Origin of the sequence: Hydrogenophaga sp. (genome assembly GCF_028698005.1) — a bacterium.
GTDB lineage: Bacteria > Pseudomonadota > Gammaproteobacteria > Burkholderiales > Burkholderiaceae_C > Hydrogenophaga.
Genome location: NZ_JAQVEJ010000004.1, coordinates 1 through 22,149 on the forward strand (window position 1 = coordinate 1; position 22,149 = coordinate 22,149).

Sequence of the window (22,149 nt, forward strand, 5' to 3'; positions counted from 1 at the left end):
CCGAGCAGGAGCACCAGCAGCAGCAATGGCAGTGTCAGCCAGCGCACCAGGTCATAGAAGTGCTGCCGCCGGATGGCGGTGGTGACGGCGACCTGGACCACGCGATCGTCCTCGTCGACGGCAAAAACGCGCCAGCTCTGGCCCTGCCAGGTCACGATGTGGTGCCCCACACTTTGCAGGGGGGGGCCGACCTGGGGCAATGACGAAAACAGCAGCTGTCCGTCCCGGGTCCAGATCTGGCTGACGAAATGGTCCTCGTCCTCATCCGGTTGCCCCTGCGGGGCAGACCCGGACGCTGCGAACGGTTCACCGTCGAGCGAGGTGTCGTGGCGCAGCACGGTGGCGGCGATCTGCTCCAGCCCCAGGTCGCGCACGTTGTTGAAGCCGTTCCATGCGAGCCGGAATGTCATCAGGCTGACGACCAGCGCCGTGATCAGCAAGGCCGACGCCTGCAAAGTCAGCAGGTGCGAGCGGATGGACTTCACGACGGATCGATCAGCTTGTAACCGACGCCCCGGACATTGACGATCCAGGGCTCGCCCAGCTTGCGCCGCAGATGGTGCAGGTGGACCGCAACGGCGTTGCTGTTCACATCCTTGTCCCAGGCATACAGGTGTGTCTCGAGGGCTTCGATCGACATCACCGCGCCTGGCTGGCGCAGCAGCAGCTCCAGCAGGTCGAACTCCCTGGGCGACAGTGGCAACACACGCTCACCCAGACAGGCCTGGCGCGCAATCGGATCCAGCCTCAGCCGGCCCAGTTGCAGCACCGGACTGGCCCGGCCGGCACGGCGTCGCGTGACAGCATGAATGCGGGCCGTCAGTTCGTCCAGGTCGAAGGGTTTGCACAGATAGTCGTCTGCGCCGGCGTTGAGACCGGCGACCCGGTCCTGTATCGCGTTGCGGGCGGTGATGAGCAGCACCGGTGTTTCGATGCCTTGCCCGCGCATGGTGCGCAGGACCTGCAGGCCGTCGACCTTGGGCAGGCCGAGGTCCAGCAAGATGGCGTCATAGCCTTGCGCCTGGACGGCCCGCAGGGCGTGCCCGCCATCGGCCACACGGTCCACCGTGAAGCCTGCCAGGCGCAGGGCACGCTCCATGCCGGAGCCGAGCATGGCGTCATCTTCGACAAGCAGCAGACGCATGGTCCCTATCCTGTCATATCCCGGGGCTGCGTCTGCGCGGGGGCGACGACCAGCGGGCGCCGGTGGTCGCCTCTTAGCGGATCCGGCCGAAACTCGTGCGCAGCGGGTCGGCGCCACCGCCGCCCATGCCGCCACCGCGCTGCTTGTTGCCAGCCTTGTTCTTGTGGCGGTTGCCAGTGCGCATGGCATCGATGCTGGTGCGCAGCGGATCCGGCTGGCCGCCGGGTGCCGGGGTGCGGGGTTTGGGGTCGCGGATGCGCAACTGGCCCAGATGGGCGTTGGGGCCGGGCTGGCGCTCGGGGCGCTCGTCCTGCTCACCATCGAAGCGCGGCATACGCTCCTGGCGTGGCCCTTGCTGTGACTGGGCGCTGCCACCGCGCCGACGGCGGCGGCGCGAGCGGCCGTCGCCTTCGGCCCGGTCCTGTGCTTGCTGGCCCTGCGGACGGGGTTCCCCGATGTCGGCATGGTCGGACTGCCGGGCCGCCATCGGCGCGTCGGCGCCGTTGCGCGCCGGTGGACGGGTGTCCTTGCCCCGTGCCCTGCCTTGGCCCTCGCCGGCCTTCTTCTCACGGATGCGCTGCATCATCTCCTGGCGTGCGGCCTTGGCCGCCGCCGCCATGGCCTCCCGGCTCGGCGGCTTGCCGGCGCCACCCCACAGGGTCTGGCGGCCCATCGCGATGGGCTCGGCTTTCTCGCCGGCATCGGGCATGAATTCCGGGAAGATCTGCACGGGAATCTGCTGCTTGGTGAAGCGCTCGATCTCCATCATGAAGCCTTCCTCGTCCAGGCAGACGAGGTTGACGGCCTGTCCCTCGCGCCCGGCACGGCCGGTGCGGCCGATGCGATGCACGTAGTCCTCGGGGATGTTGGGGATCTCGTAGTTGACGACGTGCGGCAGGTCGTCGATGTCGATGCCGCGTGCGGCGATGTCGGTGGCGACCAGGGCGCGGATTTCACCACTCTTGAAGCCGGCCAGTGCCTGCGTGCGTGCACCCTGGCTCTTGTTGCCGTGCAGCGCCATGGCCTTGATGCCGTTCTTCGTCAGGTAGTCGGCCACGTTGTTGGCACCGAACTTCGTTCGCGTGAAGACCAGTACCTGGCTCCAGTCGTGCTGCTGGATGATGTGCACCAGCAGGGCCTTCTTCTTGTCGCGACCCACGGGGTGGATCACCTGGGTGATGCGCTGTACCGTGGTATTGGGCGGCGTGACCTGGATGTGCAGCGGATCGTGCAGCAGGCCATTGGCCAGTTCGCGGATGTCGTCGCTGAAGGTGGCCGAGAACAGCAGGCTTTGCTTGTCGCCCGGCAGCAGGGCCAGCACCTTGCGCACGTCATGGATGAAGCCCATGTCGAGCATGCGGTCGGCCTCGTCGAGCACCAGGATCTGCACCGTGGACAGGTCCATGTGGCCTTGCTGTTGCAGGTCCAGCAGGCGTCCGGGGGTGGCGACCAGGATGTCGACGCCCTTCTTCATGGCGTTGATCTGCGGGTTCATGCCCACGCCACCGAAGATGACGGTGGAGGTCAGCCCCAGGTGCTTGCCGTAGGTACGCACCGATTCTTCGACCTGGGCGGCGAGCTCGCGCGTGGGGGTCAGCACCAGGGCGCGGATGCCGATGCCGCCGAACTGGCTCGTGGCCCGCTCGCCCTGCGACAGGCGTTGCAGCATGGGCAGGGTGAAGGCGGCCGTCTTGCCGGTGCCGGTCTGGGCGCCGGCCAGCAGGTCGCGGCCCGCGAGCACGGCCGGGATGGCCTCGGCCTGGATGGGGGTGGGGTGCTCGTAGCCTTGCTCGCGCACGGCCTGCACGATGGCCGGAACCAGTTTCAGTTCTTCAAAGTTCATGTCAAGATGGGGCGCCACTGCGGGGCGCAGAGCATCAACCTTCACGGCAGCCGCAGGGGCCGCCGACCAGTCCGGGTTGATGGGATTCACGGGTGTCCGATCACCTGCGGCGATGCGCCAGCGATGGATGCCTCGATGGGCCGCCGTTCCTGACTGAAGAAACGGACGCCCGTATTGTCGCACGGATTTGGCGGGACTTTGGCGCGGGGATGGCCAGAAAGTCGCGCAAATGTTGGAATGGCGCCATGTTGACCACCACCTTCGGTTACCTCGATTCGGCGGATCGTGTCTGGCTGAGCCTGGGCGATGAACCCCGGCGTGTCTGGTTGACGCGGCGCATCGCGGCCCACCTGCTGGTGGGTATGGCGCATCAACTGGAGGTCAGCACCCCCGGGGCAATGGCAGGCGCGGATGCGTCCACACGGGCGCGGATCGAGCACCAGCTGGCGTTCAACGAAGACAGTGGCGGGGGGCTGCCGACGGCGCCCGCCGACGTTCCCATCCGCTTGGGTGAGGAATCGCGTGCGGTCTCGCGTGAGGCCTCCTATGTGTTGTGCACCGGGCTGCACGCCACCTTGCATCCGGATGGCGTGTGCACCGTGCATCTGGCGCTGGAGGATGGGGAAGACCGGGTGCTGCAGTTCAGCCGTGCGGGGCTGCACCGCTGGCTGCGCGGCCTGTGGATGGCGGCTCGCCACGCCTGTTGGTTCGACCCGGTCGAGGTGCCGCCCTGGCTGCGCGAATCGATGCTGCCACCGGCCATTCAGGCCGTGCTCAGACCGCCGGATCCTTCCTCGCGGGATAATGATGGGGTTGGCGATCCACTGTCGCCCCCCTGATGCGGGCGATTGCCGCCTCTTCCCCCTCGTTCGATTGCTTCTTCACCAGGTGAAGATGGACCGGTTTTGCCGGCCGCCTTCCCGTACTGCTGGAAACCATGGCCCAATACGTTTTCTCCATGAACCGCGTCTCCAAGACCGTGCCGCCCAAGCGGCAGATCTTGAAAGACATTTCGCTCAGCTTCTTCCCCGGCGCCAAGATCGGCGTGCTCGGCCTCAACGGCTCGGGCAAGTCCACCCTGCTCAAGATCATGGCCGGCGTGGACAAGGAGATCGAGGGCGAAGCCATCCCGATGCCGGGCATCCGGATCGGCTACCTGCCGCAGGAGCCGCAGCTCGACCCCGAACAGACCGTGCGCCAGGCGGTGGAGGAGGGCATCGGTGGTGCGCTCAAGGCCAAGGCACGCCTGGATGAGGTGTATGCCGCCTATGCCGAGCCCGATGCCGATTTCGATGCCCTGGCCGCCGAGCAGGCGGAGCTGGAAGCCATCATCGCCGCCAGCGGTTCCGAGAACTCCGACCTGCAACTGGAGCTGGCCGCCGATGCGCTGAACCTGCCGCCCTGGGATGCCGTCATCAAGAACCTGTCCGGTGGCGAGAAGCGCCGCGTGGCCCTGTGCCGTCTGCTGCTGTCCAAGCCCGACATGCTGCTGCTGGACGAGCCGACCAACCACCTGGACGCCGAGAGTGTGCACTGGCTGGAGCAATTCCTGCAGCGCTTCCCGGGCACCGTGGTGGCCATCACCCACGACCGCTACTTCCTGGACAACGCTGCCGAGTGGATTCTCGAACTCGACCGTGGCCATGGCATCCCCTACAAGGGCAACTACACCGACTGGCTCGACCAGAAGGAAAAGCGCCTGGAGCAGGAGCAAAAGAGCGAGGACGCCCGCGCCAAGGCCATGAAGGAGGAACTCAAGTGGGTGCGCTCCAACGCCAAGGGCCGCCAGGCCAAGAGCAAGGCGCGCCTGGCCCGCTTCGAGGAGCTGAGCGACGTCGAATACCAGAAGCGCAACGAGACCAACGAGATTTTCATCCCCGTGGCCGAGCGCCTGGGCGCGCAGGTGATCGAGTTCAACGGCGTGACCAAGTCCTTCGGCGACCGCGTGCTGATCGACAACCTGAGCTTCAAGGTGCCGGCCGGTGCCATCGTCGGCATCATCGGCCCCAACGGCGCGGGCAAATCCACGCTGTTCCGCATGATCCAGGGTGTCGAGCAGCCCGACAGCGGCGAGATCGTCATCGGCCAGACCGCCAAGCTGGCCTTCGTGGACCAGAGCCGCGAATCGCTCGACGGTGACAAGACCGTGTGGGAAGACGTCTCCGGCGGGCTGGACAACATCACCGTCGGCAAGTTCGTCATGCCCAGCCGGGCCTACATCGGCCGCTTCAACTTCAAGGGCAACGACCAGCAAAAGCTGGTGAAAAATCTCTCGGGTGGTGAGCGCGGTCGCCTGCACCTGGCCAAGACCCTGGCCCAGGGGGGCAACGTGCTGATGCTCGACGAGCCCTCGAACGACCTCGACGTGGAAACCCTGCGCGCGCTGGAAGAGGCGCTGCTGGAGTTTGCCGGCTCGGCCATGGTGATCTCGCACGACCGCTGGTTCCTCGACCGCATCTGCACCCACATCCTGGCCTACGAGGGCGACAGCCAGTGGTACTTCTACGACGGCAACTTCACCGAGTACGAAGCCGACAAGAAGAGGCGCCTGGGCGAAGAGGGCGCGCGGCCCAAGCGCGCGCGCTTCAAGTCCCTGAAATAAGGCACTCCCGCGCCGCCTCCGGCGTCACGCTCTCCAGGAGGCGGTACCCGCCATTCCCGCCCCGGCGGTGCCCTTGCCCGCAGGCGCGGCGTGGACGATGACATGACACGCGATATTGTTTTCCAGGACAAGGTGGTTTCGCCCTTCGAGGGCGAGACCGTGCTCGATGCCTTGCTGCGCGTGGGCGCGGACGTGGCGTTTTCCTGCAAGGGTGGTTCGTGCCACACCTGCATGCTGCATTGCCTGGAGGGCGAGGTGCCCGACGTGGCCCGGCGCGCGCTGCCCGAGCGACTCAGATCGCTGGGCTATTTCCTGCCCTGCCGGTGCACGCCCACGGGCCCGATGCGCCTGGGGCCGAAGCGGGCGCAGGACATGGTGACGAGCTGCATGCTGGTCGAGGTGGATGGCCATGAGAGCGGGTCGTTGCGCATTGTCTTCGAGCCATCGCAAAAGCTCGAGTACCGCATGGGCCAGACCCTCAGGCTGGTCAACGGCGCGGCGCAGGCCAACGAGCCGGTGCTCATGCTCAGCAGCGATCCCGCCGAGGCCGTGGTGATGGAAGCGCGCTGGGTGCTGGGCGAGGGCGAGACGGTGCCCGACGTGTTCGCGCCGGGCGCCGAGTTCGGGGGGGTGTTCGAGGTGCGTGGTCCGTTCACGCCCGATTACGACGACCTGCCCGAGCAAACCACAGCGCCGACCACCGACCCGGCGCTGTGGGACGAGCTGGATCAGGGTCGGCGCGTACGGCAGGTGCTCGACGCTTTCTACGCCAAGGTGTATGCCGACCCCCTGCTTGCGCCGTTTTTCCATGGTGTCACGCCCGATCGGGCAGCCGGCAAGCAGTACAGTTTCCTGCAGCAGCGCATGACCGGCGCCAAGGTCTATTGGGGAGACGCGCCGCGCAACGCGCACCACTGGATGGTCATTCCCCATGCCCTGTTCGACCACCGCCAGCGCCTGATGGTGCAGACCTTGCGTGAGCATGGCCTGAGCGAGGGCCAGATCCAGCGCTGGACCCGCTTCGAGGAATACTACCGCGCCGACATCGTCAAGGACAAGGCGTGGCCCCGCAAGGTGGGCGATACGCTCGTCCGGACCGAGGGGTTTGCGCTGGAGGTGCTGGGTGAAGCCTCTCTGTGCGACCATTGCGGCGCCGAAGTGCCCAATGGCACGACGGTCCGGTACCACCTGCGCACGGGTCAGATCAGTTGCCCGGCCTGCATGGCGGGCCGGGCCGGGCAACAGGCGACCGACTGATTTCGCCGCTCAGGCGTCCCGGCGGTTGTCCGGGATGCCGGGCCGGACCGGCAATGACTGCAGGATGCCGAAGAGCAGCTCCATGCTGCTGAACAGCAATATGATGGCATTGGCACCCGCGGACACCGCGACGATCTGCCAGCACAGGAACAGCCATCGCGCCATGGCATCCAGCCGTCCCAGCCGGATGCTCGGAGAAAGCATGCGAGCCAGCGACCAGGCGATGACAGCCGAGCCCAGCAAGTTCGCCAGCAGCAGGTGCATGGCATCCAGCGGCGGCGTGACGCCAGGAATGCCAGCCGTGCTGGCGAGCCGGGCCAGTTGGTCGTACAGCCAGCCAAAGGTCCATGGCGTGGCGAACGGCCACGTTACCAGCAGGTCGTACCAGGCGCTGCTGCGGACGATTCGAAGATAGGTCGTGGGTTTCATGATGGCGCGCTCAGAGGGGATGACGTTCACAATGTCAGGGATGAAGTACGCTTCAAGGTCAAGCACTTTTCCCTTTTCCTTTTCCTGCCGGGAGCGGGCATGCTGATCGGTGAACTGGCCGCGGCGAGCGGGGTCACCCGCGAGACCTTGCGCTTCTATGAGAAGCAAGGGCTGGTGCGTTCCCGGCGCATGTCCAATGGGTATCGCCGCTTCCCTCCGGAAACCGTGTCGCTGGTGCGCTACATCCGCACGGCGCAGGGCCTGGGATTCAGCCTGGCTGAAATCGGCGATCGGCTGCCCCTGCTGTGGCAGATGGACGAGCCGGCGCCGGAAATCGACCGTGTTCTTCAGGAGAAGATCCGGCGCATCGATGAGAGGATTGCTGCGCTGCAGTCGCTGCGCGAAGCCCTGGTGGCGCGTGTCGCGTCAACGTGCCCGCTGCGTGAGGCTGCCGAGCAGCATCTGGCGGTTCGATCCCGTGTGCGCCAACCGGCTTCGGGTCGAGATGGCCGGGCCGTCGGGTGATGTCGCTACCATTGACGGTTTCGTATCTCTTCTGTGGCTGCCGCCGCTCCCATGCCCATGACTGATGACGCCACCGTTCTCGCAGACACCCGCCACTGGATCGAGAAGGCGGTGATCGGGCTCAACCTGTGCCCGTTTGCGCGCGCGGTCTATGTGAAGAACCAGGTGCGCATCGTCGTGAGCCGGGCACGGCATCTGGATGCCTTCCTGGACGAACTGGACCGCGAGCTGGAACTGCTGGCGGGTACGCCGGCCGAGGAGATCGACACCACGCTGCTGGTGCACCCGACCTTGTTCCCCGACTTTTTCGTCTTCAACGACTTCCTGAACGTGGTCGACGACGTGGTGACCGAGCATGGGCTCGATGGCGTGATCCAGGTGGCCAGCTTTCACCCGCAGTTCCTGTTCGAGGGTGAGCCCGAAGACGACCCGGGGCACTGCACCAACCGCTCACCCTATCCGACGCTGCACCTGCTGCGCGAGGCCAGCGTGGAAAAGGCGGTGGCCACCGAGGGGGGCGATGCGCAGGTGATCGTCGAGCGGAACATCCGCACCATGCGCGAGCTGGGCCTGGCCGGCTGGGCCGACCTGTTGGCACGGCGCTGAAAATGGGGGGCTCCCGGGGATCGCCGGGTAGCGGTCAAGTGCTTTTCGCCCCACAATCCGGACGGTCTCGTGATGATTGAAGGCCGCCCGATACCCATGTCCTCCGTTTCGAACTCCGTCTACGATGTCTGTCTGCAGGAAGCGCTGGTGCGCTCGCAGGAATGGGTGCCGCGCTGGCTGGCCGGGTTGTCGCAGAACCTGCGTTCGAACGAGGTCACCGCGGTCAATGCCCAGGACAAGCACACTTACCACACGGCGCGCAAGGCACTGGAGTCCTTTGGCGACCTGATTGCGGCCCGCTTCATCGAAACCCTGGCCCAGAGCCTGCCCTCGCACGACGGCGGGCCACAGGGGGCGACCATGCAGCGGCCCATGTCGCTGGACCGGCTGAGTCTGGACGATCTGGAACTGATGGACGACGACCAGGTGCACGAGAAAGTCGAGCAGGGGCGGGTCCTGCAGATCGTGAAAATGGCGGTCGACGAAGAGCTGGTGGCGTTCAATTCGCTGCTGTGCGGTGCGCAGGGACAGGCGATTGTCCGGGCCGACGCGAACCCCTTGCGGCCCGAAGTGATCGTGCAGACGCTGATGCGTGCGCTGGAGACGCTGCATGTCGATCCCGCCATCCGGTCGAGCTGGCTGCACGGCGGCGCGGTCGTCCTCGGGCAGGAGATTCAGCAACTGTATCGCGACCTGTCCGCGTGGCTGTCCCGCCAGGGGGTGCAGCCCGCCGGCTATGTGGTGACGCAGACGGCCATGACCAAGTCGGTGTCGTCGCGCGCGGCAGGTGCGCCGCGACGTGCCCCGTCGGCTCCACAGGGCGAGCAGGGTCTGCTGACGCTCGACCATTTGCACCGTTTGCTGGTGGGCAACCTGGATGAGAAGGACAACCCGGCGACAGGCACGGGTCATGCCGGTGCCGGGGCCGAGATGGTGAACTCGCTGGCCGCCGAGGTCGTGACGCTGATGCTGCGCAACATCACCGAGGACGTGCGCCTGTTGCCGAAGGTGCGGGCCATGCTGGGCAGCCTCAAGCCCACCCTGCTGCGGATGGCGCGTGACGAGCCGCGTTTCTTCGCCGACCGGCAGAATCCGGCGCGCCGTCTGCTGGAGACGATCACCGAGCGCGGGCTGGCGTTCACCAGCGAGCAGGATGAGGGTTTTTCGGACTACGCGAAATTGGTGCGGCAGAGTGTGAAGGTGCTGCAGCAGGAGGGGCCGGACCTCGCGAGCCGGCTGGAGCAGCAGTTGATGCGTCTGGGCCAGGTGGCCAGCCCGACGCGCACACCGGCCCGTGGCATCGCCGTGCAGACACTGGTGAAGGTCGAGCAGAGGAACCTGCTGGCCCAGCGCGTGGCGACCGAAATCGAGGCGCGCAACGATTTCGCCCGGGCTCCGGGCGTGGTGCGGCGCTTCCTGACCGGCCCCTGGTCCCAGGTGGTGGCGCAAGCCCGGCTGGAGGCGAGCGCGACCGGCCTGGACATGCCGGGCGATGCGCCGGCGATGCGCTACATGGCGATCCTGCCCGACCTGCTGTGGTCCAGCCAGCTGGCGCTGGCCAGCCGCAACCGGCCGCGCCTGGTCAAGCTCATTCCCCAGTTGCTGCGCACCTTGCGCGAGGGGCTGGCCAGCATCGACTACCCGCAGGCCCAGGCCGAAACGTTCTTTCAGGCGCTGATGGGGCTGCACGAGGCCGCCTACAAGGCCCAGCAACCGCTGACGGAAAGCGAGCCCAGCCGCTTCGAGCCCGACGAAGACGACGCCTGGTTGCGTCCGGCCGAGGCCAAGGACACCGGCTTCATCGACGATCTGGGTGTTGTACCGACGCAGCCGGCCTTCGAGAACACCCAGCCATTGCAGCGTGACTGGCACGACATCCAGCAGGAAAACGCCGGCCGCTCCAGGCTGCCGCTGGAGGTGGGCACCTGGGTGGACCTGTGGCGGGACGAGGGCGCGCTGCGGTGCCAGCTGACCTGGGCCAGTCCGCACGGCACCATGTTCCTGTTCAATTCTGCCGACGGCCGTTCGGTATCGCTGACCCAGCGCGGGCTGATCCATACCCTGGAGTCGGGTCGTCTGCGCGTGGTGGCGCAGCACGGCATGGTGGACGACGCGCTCGACGCCGTGGCCCGCCAGGCCTGGATCAACAGCCTGAAGGCCTGACGTGGCCCGTCAGGCCGCCGGATCGCCTGGCGCGCGCTGAAGCTTCTTGCGCACCAGATCGATGTTGGCACGCAGCGCATACAGTTCGTCGGTGTACGCCAGCGGCAGGACCACTTTCTGCGCCTTGGTGTCGAGGGCATCGAGCGCCGCGAGCAACTCGGGGCGGTGGCGGGGATCGTTGTCGTAGTCCTGCTCAATGCCGCGCAGCTCGGCATACCAGCGGAACACGCGCGAGCGGATGCGGAAGGTGTACAGCGGCGGCACGATGCGCGACAGCGGCAGCGCCAGCGCGATGATCAGACCCATGGCGAGCCACATGCGCTCGATCAGGTTGGCCAGCCAGAACGGCAGGTAGCGCTGCAGGAAGGGTGGGCCGTTCTGGATGGCGCGCACGGCCTCGGGTGACAGGGGCACCTCGCCATGCTCCAGGTTGGGGTACTGCCGGGCGCGGTTGAACCAGCTCGCACCACCGTGCAGCCCGACGGCGGACTGGGCGAACAACTGCAGAATGGCCGGGTGGGTGTCGGCACCCGCCAGCAGGCTGGTGGTGGAGGCGACCAGACGCATGTCCCGCTCGGGCTGGTTGGCCGCCAGGTCGACCACGCCCTGGGGCAGGACCACCGGTGTCAGGTAGCCGAAGCGGCGCGCATAGGCCTCGCTCTGGGCAAAGTTCATCAGCCGTACGCCCGGTGTCTGCAGCAGCATCTGCACGATCAGCGATTCCGGCGCCGAGGCGAACACCAGGGCGTCGAGCCCGCCCTCCAGGAACGCCACCGTCGCCGGCGTCTGGGCCAGCTCGGACAGGTGCAGGCTGTCACGCTCGATCCGGTTGGCGTCCAGCAGGGTGCCGAACAGGCGGGGCACGCCGCTGCCTGCCGTGCCCACATTGACGCGCCAGCCCTGGAGCTGGGCCAGGCTGTCCACGACACCGTCCGGGGCGACGCGGCGCGCGGCGTCCTCACGGTAGAACAGCCACAGAGGTTCGACGAACAGGCTGCCCAGGGAGACGATGGCGTCATCGTCGTCGTAGCCCAGGTCGGCGCTGCCACCCTGCACGAATCCCAGATCGGCGCGGCCGTTGCGCAGCCATTGCAGGTTGTCCGACGAGCCCTCCGTGCGCAGCAGCTCCACCTGGATGCCGTAGCGCGCCAGCGCCTGCTGGTAGCGCTTGCCGAACTCGTCGTAGGCGCTTTGTTCGGGGCCAGTGGCCAGCACGACGCGACGCGGCGGCGTCGGATCGAGCCACCAGTAGGCCAGCGCGAGCAGCGCGATGGTCAGCAGCACGAACGGCCCCATCGAAACGAGCAGGTCGCGCAGCGACAGCAGGGTGTAGCGGATGTTCGTGGGCATGCGGCAACGTTATCACGGGCCCGGCGGAAACCGCCGACACGGGCGGCGGCGGGGTGTCAGGCATACGACTGGTAGACGCGATGCCCGCCGTTGCGCAGCACCAGCAGCACGTCGTACGGGTCGCGGCGGCCGCCATAGACCGGGCCGTCCATGCCCGGGCTGCCGACCGGCATGCCGGGGACCGCCAGTCCCAGCGCATCCGGTCTTTCGGCCAGCAGGCGCTGGATGTCGCGCGCGGGGACGTGGCCTTCGATCGCGTAGCCGGCAATGAGCGCGGTGTGGCACGAGGCGTAGCGTGGCGCAAGCCCCAGGCGCTGGCGCGCGGCCGTGTTGCCGCTGTCGTGGCTGCGCACGCGAAAGCGGGCCTGCTCCAGGTGGGCGATCCAGTCCTTGCAGCAACCGCAGTTCGGGTCCTTCCAGACTTCCAGTGTGGGCAGGGCCTGCGGTCGCGCCGGCAGGTGGGCAGTGGCGGCCAGCGCGGGCAGTGCCAGCATGAGCGAACGGCGTTTCATGAGGACGACTCCATCGGTGGATGCATGATCTGCCGATTGTGCCCCGCAGCACACCCCTGGGGTGGCATGGTTGACCCCGTGCCGACACCTTGCGCTCGCCATGTCTGAAAGAAGAGGTTTCTGGCGCGAAACCTGCTTGCTATGACATTGGGGGGTAGCTCCCATGCATACCCTGCATGACGTTGCGTGACATATTCAGGAAAACCTGCGGGCAACGATGGCGCAGGCCTGCGTAGAATGACATTCACTTTTTCTCACAAGGAGTTTTCATGAAGAAATCCCTGCTCGTCCTGGCCGCCACGCTGGCGGTTGGTGTGGCTCAGGCCGATACCCTCCAAAAGATCAAGGACAGCGGCACTATCTCCCTGGGGGTGCGTGACTCTTCTGCCCTGTCCTATACCCTGGGCGGCGGCAAGTACGTGGGTTTTCACACCGAAATGGCAGAGCGCATCGTTGACGACCTGTCCAAGCAGGTGGGCAAGCCCGTCAAGATCAACTACACGCTGGTGACCTCGCAAAACCGCATCCCGCTGGTGCAGAACGGCACGGTGGACCTGGAGTGCGGTTCCACCACCAACAACCGCACCCGTGCCAAGGACGTGGACTTCGCCCACAACACCTACATGGAAGTGGTGCGCGTGGCGGTGAAGGCCAATTCGGGCATCAAGGACCTGAAGGACCTCAACGGCAAGACCGTGGCGGTGACCACCGGCACCACATCGGTGCAGATCCTGCGCCGCAACGAACGCGCCCAGGGCATCGATTTCAAGGAAGTCATGGGCAAGGACCATGCCGACAGCTTCCTGCTGCTCGAGTCCGGCCGCGCCGATGCCTTCGTGATGGATGCCTCCATCCTGGCGGCCAACATCTCCAAGTCCAAGAACCCGAAGGACTTCGCGATCGTCGGCCCCGAGCTGTCGGTGGAGCCCATCGCCTGCATGGTGCGCAAGGGTGACACGGCCTTCCTGAACGCGGTCAACGCCAGCATCGAACGCCAGATCAAGGACGGCTCGCTCGAGAAGCTGTACGACAAGTGGATGGTGCAGCCCGTGCCGCCCACCAACACGCCGCTGGGCCTGCCGCTGTCCGAAGCCACCAGGGCTGCCTGGGCCAACCCCAACAACAAGCCGGCGGAAGACTTCGTCAAGAACTGAGGCTCATGATGGCCTGAACAGCGCCTGCCGCAGACCGTGGCGGGCGTTTGTTTTTGGGCAGCCGGGAGAGCACAGGTCCGGCGCTCAGGCCATTGCACACAGGAGTTCCGATGAACTGGGATTGGCAGGTTTACTGCAAGGACACCATCGAGGGCGAGGTGATGCCGGGCTGCTTCGGCAGCGGTGGTGACATCACGTATCTGGACTGGATGCTCTCGGCGTGGGGCTGGACGGTGTCGGTGGCACTGTGCGCCCTGCTGGTGGCGCTGGTCGTCGGTTCGATCATCGGCGTGCTGCGCACGCTGCCGGACAGCCCCTGGCTGGTGCGGCTGGGCAATGCCTGGGTCGAGCTGTTTCGCAACATTCCGCTGCTGGTGCAGATCTTCCTCTGGTACTACGTCGTGCCGGCGCTGATTCCGGCGATGCGGAGTTTCTCGCCGTTCATCCTCGTGGTGATCGCGCTGGGGCTGTTCACGTCGGCCCGCATTGCCGAGCAGGTGCGCGCCGGCATCCAGGCGCTGCCCAAGGGCCAGCGCTACGCGGGCATGGCGGTGGGATTCACCACGGCACAGACCTACCGCTACGTGATCCTGCCGATGGCGTACCGGATCATCATTCCGCCGCTGACCAGCGAGTCGATGAACATCTTCAAGAACTCGTCGGTGGCCTTCGCGGTGTCGATCGCGGAGCTGACGCAGTTCTACCTGCAGGCCAGCGAGGAAACCTCGCGACCGATGGAGATCTACATCGGCGTGGTGATCCTGTACGTGATCTCCGCCATGGCGATCAACCGCATCATGGCCTTCGTCGAGAAGAAGGTGCGCGTGCCGGGCTTCGTCGCCGCCGGCGGCACGGGAGGGGGGCACTGATGATGCTGCGCAACCCCGTCCATCGCGCGCCCGCGGGCGCCTTCGCCGGCCGGAGGGAGGTCTGACATGAACCTCGACTTCGGTTTCTACAACTGGGATGTCATCTCCAACTTCGTCGTCAAGGGCTTCTACTTCAGCGTCTTCCTGACGGCGGTCGCGACGCTGGGTGGCATCTTCTTCGGCACGCTGCTGGCGCTGATGCGCCTGTCCGGCCGCAAGTGGCTCGATGCGCCGGCGGCCTTCTACGTCAACGGGATGCGCTCCATCCCGCTGGTGATGGTGATCCTGGGCTTCTTCCTGCTGGTGCCCTTCGTCGTCGGGCGGCCCATCGGGGCCGAGACCTCGGCGATCATCACCTTCATTGCCTTCGAGGCGGCCTACTTCAGCGAGATCATGCGCGCGGGCATCCAGTCGATCCCGCGCGGTCAGGTCTTCGCCGGCCAGGCGCTGGGCATGACCTATGCCCAGAACATGAGGCTGGTGATCCTGCCGCAGGCGTTCCGCAACATGCTGCCGGTGCTGCTGACGCAGACCATCATCCTGTTCCAGGACACCTCGCTGGTGTATGCCATCGGTGCCTACGACCTGCTCAAGGGCTTCGAGACCGCCGGCAAGAACTTCGGCCGGCCGACCGAAAGCTATCTGCTGGCGGCCGTCGTCTATTTCGTGATCTGCTTCTCCCTGTCGTATTTCGTGAAGCGGCTGCACAAGAAAATTGCCATCATCCGCTGAACAGGGACGCGTCACAGGAGTCATTCATGTCTGAAAAAATGATCGAAATCAAGGGCGTGTCCAAGTGGTACGGGCCCGTTCAGGTGCTCAACGAGTGCAACGTGAGCATCGACAAGGGCGACGTGGTGGTCGTCTGCGGCCCGTCGGGCTCGGGCAAGTCCACGCTCATCAAGACCGTCAACGGTCTGGAGCCCATCCAGAAAGGCGAGATCATCGTCAACGGCATCAAGGTCAACGATCCGAAGACCGACCTGCCCAAGCTGCGCTCCAAGGTGGGGATGGTGTTCCAGCACTTCGAACTTTTCCCGCATCTGTCGGTGACGGAGAACCTGACCATTGCGCAGGTGAAGGTGCTCGGCCGCAGCCTGGATGAGGCCAGGGCGCGCGGGCTGAAGATGCTGGACCGCGTGGGCCTGATGGCGCACAAGGACAAGTTCCCGGGCCAGCTCTCCGGTGGCCAGCAGCAGCGCGTTGCGATTGCGCGCGCGCTGTCGATGGACCCCATCGTGATGCTGTTCGACGAGCCCACGTCGGCGCTCGACCCCGAGATGGTGGGCGAGGTGCTCGACGTCATGGTCAGCCTGGCCAAGGAAGGCATGACCATGATGTGCGTCACGCACGAGATGGGTTTCGCGCGCAAGGTGGCCAGCCGCGTGATCTTCATCGACGTCGGCGGCCGCATCCTGGAAGACTGCTCCAAGGAGGAGTTCTTCGGCCATCCGGAGAACCGCCAGCCGCGCACCAAGGACTTCCTGGACAAGATCCTGCAGCACTGAGCGCAGGGTGCCTGCGGCACCTGCCCCCGCATCGTCCCGTTCGTGACAGGAGACGGGGTTGATGCGGATTCGGCGCTGGCGGCGGCTCATGTAATCTGGCTCCGGCCCGGCATCGCGTGCCGTATGCGATGGCGGGCCCAACGGAGGAGACAGGCATGAGCGACATGACGACGGGCGAGCCCGAACCGCGCCCGCACCACCGTTTCTGGCCCAGGCGGCTGCCGCACCGCATCACGGTGCCCGCGACGTCGCTGTGGCACAACCTCGAGGTCAGTGCACGGCGCTACCCCGACAAGCCGGCGCTGGTGTTCTTCGACCGGCACACCACCTACCGTGAACTGCACGACCAGGCCGAGCGCCTGGCGGCGCATCTGCACACCCATGGCGTGCGTGCCGGCGACCGGGTGATCCTGTTCATGCAGAACTGCCCGCAGTGGATCGTCGCCTATTACGCCATCCTGCGTGCCAACGCCGTGGTGGTGCCGGTCAACCCGATGAACCGTGCGGCGGAACTGGGGCACTACATCACCGACCCGGACGTGAAGGTGGCCATCTGTGCGGCCGATCTCGCGGGCGAACTGCTGCAGGCCAACGCCGCCTTGCCCGAGACGCCGCGCCTCGCGCACCTGGTGGTGGCGCACTACCACGACGCCATGGGGCCCCAGGCCGAGGTGCCCGAGGCCTGGCAGCCCTGGCTGCTGATGCGCCATCCGCTGCCCGCCATGCCCGGCGGCACGGTGGCCGACTGGGCGGATGCGCTGGCCTGTGCCGCCGCGCCGCCCCCGCATGATCGCAGCCCGGACGACCTGTGCGTGCTGCCCTACACCAGCGGCACCACGGGCCTGCCCAAGGGCTGCATGCACACGCACGCCACCATCATGCACAACGCGGTGGCGGGCTGCCTGTGGGGCAACAGCTCATCCGAGACGGTGTCGCTGGTGGTGGTGCCCCTGTTCCACATCACCGGCATGGTGGTGGGCATGCACGCGGGCCTGTACATCGGTGCCACCCTGGTTCTCATGCCGCGCTGGGACCGCGAGCTGGCGGGCCGGCTGATCTCGGCCTGGCGCGTGACCAACTGGACCAACATCCCGACCATGGTGATCGACCTGCTGGCCAGCCCGCGTTTCGACCGGTACGACCTGAGCAGCCTGCAGTTCATCGGTGGCGGCGGCGCGGCCATGCCGCAGGCGGTGGCGCAAAAGCTCCTGGACCTGTACGGCCTGCGCTATGCCGAGGGCTACGGCCTGACCGAGACCGCCGCGCCCTCGCACAACAACCCGCCCGATGCGCCCAAGCAGCAATGCCTGGGCATTCCGTTCATGAGCTTCGAGGCGCGCGTCATCGACCCCGACACCCTGACCGAGATGCCGGCGGGCGAGGCCGGTGAGATCATCGTGCGCGGGCCCTCGGTGTTCAAGGGCTACTGGAAGCGGCCCGAGGCCACCGAGGCGGCCTTCGTCGAATTCGAGGGCCGGCGCTGGTTCCGCACCGGCGACCTGGGGCGGGTGGACGAGGACGGCTATTTCTTCATCACCGACCGCCTCAAGCGCATGATCAATGCCAGCGGCTACAAGGTCTGGCCGGCCGAGGTCGAGGCCCTCATGTTCCGCCACCCGGCCATCGCCGAGGCCTGCGTCATCGGCACGCGCGATGCCTACCGCGGCGAAAGCGTCAAGGCGGTGGTGGTGCTGCGCCAGGAGGCGCGTGGCCAGGCCACCGAGCAGGAGATCATCGACTGGTGCCGCGAGCACATGGCGGTGTACAAGGCGCCGCGCGTGGTGCAGTTCGTCGACGCCCTGCCCAAGAGTGGCAGCGGCAAGGTGATGTGGCGGCTGCTCCAGGAGCAGGAAGGCAGCGCCGCCTGAGCCGCAGGATCAGGACGCTGCCCCTACGGTATGCCGGTAGGCATGCCAGGTGGCGTGGCCGATGACCGGGCCGGCGATGAGCAGGCCCAGGAAGGCCGGCAGCATGGCCAGCACGATGATGCCGGTGATCAGTGCGCCCCACAGCAGCATGACGCCCGGGTTGAGCAGGCAGGCACGGATGCTGGTCAGGCCTGCCGACACGGCATCGACCCGTCGGTCCAGGATCATCGGGATGGAGATCACGCTGGTCACGAAAATGAGCCCGGCGAAGATGGCGCCGACCACCGTGTAGGTGATCAGAAAGCCGATATTCTCCGGATCGAGCAGCATGGCCAGCAGGTTGGCCTTGCCCGGCATGGTGTTGAAGCTGACCGCGAACACCACCAGCGCGGCACGGCCCCAGAGCATCTCCAGGATCAGCAGCACGCCGGCGAAGATGGCCATGGTGCTCTTGGTGGGCTGCCAGGCCTTGAGCGACGCGCGCAGCGAGGGTCGCTGGCCGGGTATCTGCAGGGCGCGGCTGGCGTCATACAGGCCCAGGCACAGGAACGGCCCCGTGAGCAGGAAACCGGCGCTGAGCGCCAGCACGTACTCGGGTGCCCGCTGGAACACCGCCAGCAGCGCATGCCCCATGGCGAAGAAGCACAGGCCGTAGAACAGGCCGATGCGCGGGCAGCGCCGGAAATCGGCCCAGCCCAGCTTCAGCCAGCGCCAGGGATCGGCCGGGCTCAGGGAGGCCAGCGGCAGCGAAAAAACCGAACTGGCCGCCGGCGATTCGGCCGGATGGTGGGCCGCTGGTGCGGGTGGTGATGTCTCGGACGGGGGGGTGGTGGGGGAAACGGCGTCGGCCATGGACGTGGACTCCTGTCTGCGGGCCAATATAGCCAGCCGGTGGGCGCATGACCACCATGGTTTCCCCTCGGTCAACCGGGACGGGCACGCACCGGATGGCGGCGCATGTGCAGTGCCAGCGCGGCATCGTGCGTCTGGACATGCCTGGAGAACCAGGCGGCCAGCTCGTTCGCCATGTCGCGCACGGCGTCATGGTGACCCTGCCGGGCCTGGGCCAGGCCTTCGTGCAGCAGGTTGAGGACGACCCGGTGCTGCAGGGTATGGTTGGCGGCAGCGGCGAAGCGGGTGTTGCGCATCCAGCCGTCCTCCAGCTCGAAGAACGCACGGGCATGCGCCACCACCTGTGCCCAGGCGTCGGGCAGCCCCGCATCGTCGGCCGCCTGCGCGGTGGCCAGCGCGGCGACGAAATCGCGGTGCGCGCAGTCCAGCGGTTCGTGGTGAAGGTCCAGGTCGTCAGTCCAGCGGATGATCGGATGCATGGGTGTCCTCCGGCGCATAGATCGGTCAGCTTGGCATCCACGGAGCGCCTCAACTTTGATCCAGCGCAGATACTGGCAGCCTTGTGGGGTGCGGGCTGGCGTGGTTTGACCCAGGTCAGCGGTGGCCAGGCGCTACACTGGCGTCCGATGAGCCAGATCGCCTTTGATCCACCTTATGTCCCGCGGTCCCAGTGCGATCAGGCGCTGGCCGTTGACGGCTATGCCGTTTTGCACGCGGACGATGTGATGCGCTGGGTGCCGGCCAGCCGCGAAGAACTGGCGCAATTGCACCGCGCCTGGGACGATCTGCCGGCCGATGCCTATCTGAAGGATGGTGGGCGCTACCGCCGCCGCCGTCACAGCTGCTTTGTGATCGAGGGCGCGCAGGTGACACAGGTGCCGCATCGCCCGCACTGGCAGCCGCTGGCGTACAACGCCTTGCATGGCGGCATGCAGCGCTGGTTCGAGCCGATGGCCGCGGACATGCTGGCGCTGCCCGTCTGGACGCGCCTGCTGCAGCGGCTGGGTGCCACCGCGACGGCCCTGCATGGGGAGCGGCCCTGGTTCGTGGAGGCGCATCCCTTCCGCATCGATACCACCGACGGCATTGGCAGGCCCACCCCGGAAGGCGCTCACCGCGACGGCGTCGATCTGGTGGCCGTGTTCATGCTCGATCGCCATGCCATCAAGGGCGGCGAGAGCCGGGTGTTCGCTGCCGACGGGCCCGCCGGTCAGCGCTTTACCTTGTGGCAGCCCTGGTCGCTGCTGCTGCTGGACGACGCGCGTGTGATCCATGAAACCACGCCGATCCAGCCGCTGGTGCCCGGCGAGCTGGGCTGGCGCGATACCCTGGTGCTGACCTGTCGGCGCGACGGTTTTCAGTCAGCGTGAGGGCAGCGGCCGCGGGAGGGCAATGCCCTGGGCCACGCGCGCCGCACGGACTGGCCACCGCGGCTTACAGCCGCTCGAAGATCGCGGCGATGCCCTGACCGCCGCCGATGCACATGGTCACCAGCGCGTAGCGGCCGCCGATGCGCTGGAGCTCATGCAGCGCCTTGACGGTGATGAGTGCGCCGGTGGCGCCGATGGGGTGGCCCAGCGAGATGCCCGAGCCGTTGGGGTTGACCTTGGCCGGGTCCAGTCCCAGGTCGCGGGTGACGGCGCAGGCCTGGGCGGCAAAGGCTTCATTGGCCTCGATCACGTCCAGGTCGGCCACGCTGAGACCCGCTTTCTTCAGCGCCAGCTGGGTGGCGGGCACGGGGCCGATACCCATGTACTTCGGGTCCACACCGGCGTGCGCGTAGGCCACCAGGCGCGCCATGGGCGCCAGGCCGCGGGCCTTGGCCGTGCCGGCTTCCATCAGCACCACGGCGGCGGCGGCGTCGTTGATGCCCGAGGCGTTGCCGGCCGTGACGGTGCCGTTTTCCTTCACGAACACGGGCTTGAGCTTGGCCATGTCCTCCAGTGTGGCGTTGGCGCGGAAGTGCTCGTCGGTATCGTAGGCCACCTCGCCCTTGCGGGTCTTGAGCATGACCGGGACGATCTGCTCCTTGAAGTAGCCCGCTTCCGTGGCCTTCTGCGCACGGTTGTGGCTTTCAACGGCCAGCCGGTCCTGGTCTTCGCGCGTGATGCCCCACTTGGCGGCGATGTTCTCGGCCGTCACGCCCATGTGGATGCCATGGAACGGGTCGTGCAGGGCACCGATCATCATGTCCACCATCTTGGTGTCGCCCATGCGCGAACCCCAGCGCATGTTCAGGCTGGCGAAGGGGGCGCGGCTCATGTTCTCGGCGCCGCCGCCGATGGCGATGTCGGCATCGCCGAGCAGGATCGACTGGCTGGCCGAGACGATGGCCTGCAGGCCCGACCCGCACAGGCGGTTGACGTTGAAGGCCGGTGTGCCCTCGCCGACACCGCCGTTGATGGCGGCCACGCGCGAGAGGTACATGTCCTTGGGCTCGGTGTTGACGACGTGGCCGAACACGACATGGCCGACATCCTTGCCATCGGTCTGTGCGCGCGCCAGTGACTCGCGCACGACCAGCGCGCCCAGCTCGGTGGGGGGAACGTCCTTCAGACTGCCGCCAAAGGTACCGATGGCGGTACGGACAGCGCTGACGACGACGACTTCACGGCTCATGATGGCTCCTTGTCTGAAAATGATGCAGTGCGGAAAACACCTGCCATGGTACTGCGGCGGCCGCGCGGCGGTCAGTCACGTACGTCGGCCACGGGCTGCTCGCCGAAGTCCGGACGGTCGAGCCAGGCCAGCACGAGCCGTGCTGCCTCGTCCGGGCTGCTGAGCTGGCCCTCGCGCTGCAGGCCGACGAAACGCGGCAGATCGGGGAAGGCGGCCGGGTCGCCCGCGCGCAGTTGCACCTGCATGCCGGTGTCGATGACGCCGGGTGCCAGCGACACCAGGCGGGCGCCGTGCGGGCGGCGCGCCTCGTCGAGCGCGCTGCAGCGGGTGAAGTGATCGAGCCCGGCCTTGGCGGCGCAGTAGGGCGCCTGCGCGGCCATGGGGCGGCGGCCCAGGCCGGACGAGATGTTCAGCACCTTGCGCACGCCCGTCCAGCCACCATGCACCCAGCCGGTGCTCACCCGCAGGAAGGCGGCGGTCAGTTGCATGGGGGTCTCCAGGCCGACGCGCAGTGCCGCCGACAGCTCGCCGGGCGGGCAGTCGTCCAGTGGGCCGATGCGCGGGATCATGCCGGCATTGTTGATGAGCGTGGCGCTGGCCAGCGTGGTGGCATCCAGACCCGCCAGCCAGTCGGCCAGGCGGCTGGCGGCCGTCAGCGGGTCGGCCAGATCCTGCTGCCACTGCACGAGTCCGGCGCCCACGGTCCGGGCCTGGCGGGCCAGATCCTCGTCGGTGCCGCGCGAGATGCACAGCAGCAGCCGGTCAGCCGAGAGCAGCCGGCGCGCCATGGCCTGGCCCATGCCGCGGGACGCACCCGTGAGGATGCACAGGTGGGGATGCTGGTTCAT

22 protein-coding genes are annotated in these 22,149 nt (G+C 67.0%); 12 read left to right on the forward strand and 10 right to left on the reverse strand.

Annotated elements, in window-relative coordinates; genetic code table 11:
- The 3 genes from PHQ87_RS00845 to PHQ87_RS00855 form a co-directional block, all read right to left on the reverse strand.
- On the reverse strand, nt 1–485 hold a 485-nt coding region (locus PHQ87_RS00845; RefSeq protein ID WP_300230238.1), incomplete at its 3' end, for a sensor histidine kinase N-terminal domain-containing protein.
- The gene (locus PHQ87_RS00850; protein ID WP_300230240.1) at nt 482–1,144 is read right to left on the reverse strand and encodes a response regulator transcription factor; all 663 of its coding nucleotides are present in this window, start codon (nt 1,142–1,144) and stop codon (nt 482–484) included. The genes PHQ87_RS00850 and PHQ87_RS00845, both read right to left, overlap by 4 nt.
- A 73-nt stretch (nt 1,145–1,217) precedes the next feature.
- On the reverse strand, nt 1,218–2,987 hold the full coding sequence (locus PHQ87_RS00855; RefSeq protein WP_300230242.1) for a DEAD/DEAH box helicase: 1,770 nt from the start codon (nt 2,985–2,987) through the stop codon (nt 1,218–1,220).
- Between the two features lie 92 nt (nt 2,988–3,079).
- Here PHQ87_RS00855 and PHQ87_RS00860 point away from each other — a divergent pair, with 92 nt between their 5' ends.
- The 3 genes from PHQ87_RS00860 to PHQ87_RS00870 all read left to right on the forward strand — a co-directional run bounded on the left by PHQ87_RS00860 (nt 3,080) and on the right by PHQ87_RS00870 (nt 6,846).
- Complete coding sequence (locus PHQ87_RS00860) at nt 3,080–3,826, forward strand: hypothetical protein (protein WP_300230244.1); 747 nt, start codon at nt 3,080–3,082, stop codon at nt 3,824–3,826.
- 98 nt (nt 3,827–3,924) lie between these two features.
- Nucleotides 3,925–5,589 (forward strand): energy-dependent translational throttle protein EttA, encoded by a 1,665-nt coding sequence (ettA, locus tag PHQ87_RS00865; protein WP_300230246.1) that lies wholly within the window; start codon nt 3,925–3,927, stop codon nt 5,587–5,589.
- Nucleotides 5,590–5,691: 102 nt separating this feature from the next.
- Nucleotides 5,692–6,846 (forward strand): 2Fe-2S iron-sulfur cluster-binding protein, encoded by a 1,155-nt coding sequence (locus PHQ87_RS00870; protein ID WP_300230248.1) that lies wholly within the window; start codon nt 5,692–5,694, stop codon nt 6,844–6,846.
- Between the two features lie 9 nt (nt 6,847–6,855).
- On the opposite strand, the gene PHQ87_RS00875 is transcribed toward PHQ87_RS00870, so the two are convergent.
- A complete protein-coding gene (locus PHQ87_RS00875) occupies nt 6,856–7,341 on the reverse strand; it encodes a hypothetical protein (protein WP_320387510.1) in 486 nt (161 codons plus the stop codon).
- A 33-nt stretch (nt 7,342–7,374) separates the two neighbouring features.
- Here PHQ87_RS00875 and PHQ87_RS00880 point away from each other — a divergent pair, with 33 nt between their 5' ends.
- The 3 genes from PHQ87_RS00880 (at nt 7,375) to PHQ87_RS00890 (ending at nt 10,569) form a co-directional block, all read left to right on the forward strand.
- Nucleotides 7,375–7,800 carry a MerR family transcriptional regulator gene (locus PHQ87_RS00880; protein WP_300230250.1) on the forward strand — a complete coding sequence of 142 codons (426 nt, stop codon included), beginning with the start codon at nt 7,375–7,377 and terminating at the stop codon, nt 7,798–7,800.
- 57 nt (nt 7,801–7,857) lie between these two features.
- Nucleotides 7,858–8,406, forward strand: a complete 549-nt coding sequence (locus tag PHQ87_RS00885; RefSeq protein ID WP_300230252.1) for a DUF1415 domain-containing protein — start codon at nt 7,858–7,860, stop codon at nt 8,404–8,406.
- A 96-nt stretch (nt 8,407–8,502) separates the two neighbouring features.
- Nucleotides 8,503–10,569 (forward strand): DUF1631 family protein, encoded by a 2,067-nt coding sequence (locus tag PHQ87_RS00890; RefSeq protein ID WP_300230254.1) that lies wholly within the window; start codon nt 8,503–8,505, stop codon nt 10,567–10,569.
- Between the two features lie 9 nt (nt 10,570–10,578).
- Here the strand turns inward: PHQ87_RS00890 and PHQ87_RS00895 are convergent, their stop codons facing one another.
- Together PHQ87_RS00895 and PHQ87_RS00900 are read right to left on the reverse strand one after the other, a co-directional pair.
- Nucleotides 10,579–11,919: a TAXI family TRAP transporter solute-binding subunit gene (locus PHQ87_RS00895; protein ID WP_300230256.1), complete on the reverse strand. Its 1,341-nt coding sequence runs from the start codon at nt 11,917–11,919 to the stop codon at nt 10,579–10,581.
- A gap of 56 nt (nt 11,920–11,975) precedes the next feature.
- A complete protein-coding gene (locus PHQ87_RS00900) occupies nt 11,976–12,431 on the reverse strand; it encodes a DUF411 domain-containing protein (protein ID WP_300230258.1) in 456 nt (151 codons plus the stop codon).
- Nucleotides 12,432–12,700: 269 nt separating this feature from the next.
- Here PHQ87_RS00900 and PHQ87_RS00905 point away from each other — a divergent pair, with 269 nt between their 5' ends.
- The 5 genes from PHQ87_RS00905 to PHQ87_RS00925 all read left to right on the forward strand — a co-directional run bounded on the left by PHQ87_RS00905 (nt 12,701) and on the right by PHQ87_RS00925 (nt 17,830).
- Nucleotides 12,701–13,585 (forward strand): amino acid ABC transporter substrate-binding protein, encoded by an 885-nt coding sequence (locus PHQ87_RS00905; RefSeq protein WP_300230260.1) that lies wholly within the window; start codon nt 12,701–12,703, stop codon nt 13,583–13,585.
- A gap of 110 nt (nt 13,586–13,695) precedes the next feature.
- Complete coding sequence (locus PHQ87_RS00910; RefSeq protein WP_300230262.1) at nt 13,696–14,454, forward strand: amino acid ABC transporter permease; 759 nt, start codon at nt 13,696–13,698, stop codon at nt 14,452–14,454.
- A 66-nt stretch (nt 14,455–14,520) separates the two neighbouring features.
- Nucleotides 14,521–15,186, forward strand: a complete 666-nt coding sequence (locus tag PHQ87_RS00915) for an amino acid ABC transporter permease (protein ID WP_300230264.1) — start codon at nt 14,521–14,523, stop codon at nt 15,184–15,186.
- Nucleotides 15,187–15,224: 38 nt separating this feature from the next.
- Nucleotides 15,225–15,962: an amino acid ABC transporter ATP-binding protein gene (locus tag PHQ87_RS00920; protein WP_300230316.1), complete on the forward strand. Its 738-nt coding sequence runs from the start codon at nt 15,225–15,227 to the stop codon at nt 15,960–15,962.
- 155 nt (nt 15,963–16,117) lie between these two features.
- The gene (locus tag PHQ87_RS00925) at nt 16,118–17,830 is read left to right on the forward strand and encodes a long-chain fatty acid--CoA ligase (RefSeq protein WP_300230266.1); all 1,713 of its coding nucleotides are present in this window, start codon (nt 16,118–16,120) and stop codon (nt 17,828–17,830) included.
- Nucleotides 17,831–17,839: 9 nt separating this feature from the next.
- On the opposite strand, the gene PHQ87_RS00930 is transcribed toward PHQ87_RS00925, so the two are convergent.
- Nucleotides 17,840–18,682 (reverse strand): DUF2189 domain-containing protein, encoded by an 843-nt coding sequence (locus PHQ87_RS00930; RefSeq protein WP_300230268.1) that lies wholly within the window; start codon nt 18,680–18,682, stop codon nt 17,840–17,842.
- A gap of 71 nt (nt 18,683–18,753) precedes the next feature.
- Complete coding sequence (locus tag PHQ87_RS00935; RefSeq protein WP_300230270.1) at nt 18,754–19,161, reverse strand: hemerythrin; 408 nt, start codon at nt 19,159–19,161, stop codon at nt 18,754–18,756.
- A 147-nt stretch (nt 19,162–19,308) separates the two neighbouring features.
- Here PHQ87_RS00935 and PHQ87_RS00940 point away from each other — a divergent pair, with 147 nt between their 5' ends.
- Complete coding sequence (locus PHQ87_RS00940; RefSeq protein WP_300230272.1) at nt 19,309–20,052, forward strand: 2OG-Fe dioxygenase family protein; 744 nt, start codon at nt 19,309–19,311, stop codon at nt 20,050–20,052.
- Nucleotides 20,053–20,116: 64 nt separating this feature from the next.
- On the opposite strand, the gene bktB is transcribed toward PHQ87_RS00940, so the two are convergent.
- Nucleotides 20,117–21,301 (reverse strand): beta-ketothiolase BktB, encoded by a 1,185-nt coding sequence (gene bktB, locus PHQ87_RS00945; RefSeq protein WP_300230274.1) that lies wholly within the window; start codon nt 21,299–21,301, stop codon nt 20,117–20,119.
- Nucleotides 21,302–21,372: 71 nt separating this feature from the next.
- Nucleotides 21,373–22,149 (reverse strand): SDR family NAD(P)-dependent oxidoreductase, encoded by a 777-nt coding sequence (locus PHQ87_RS00950; RefSeq protein WP_300230276.1) that lies wholly within the window; start codon nt 22,147–22,149, stop codon nt 21,373–21,375.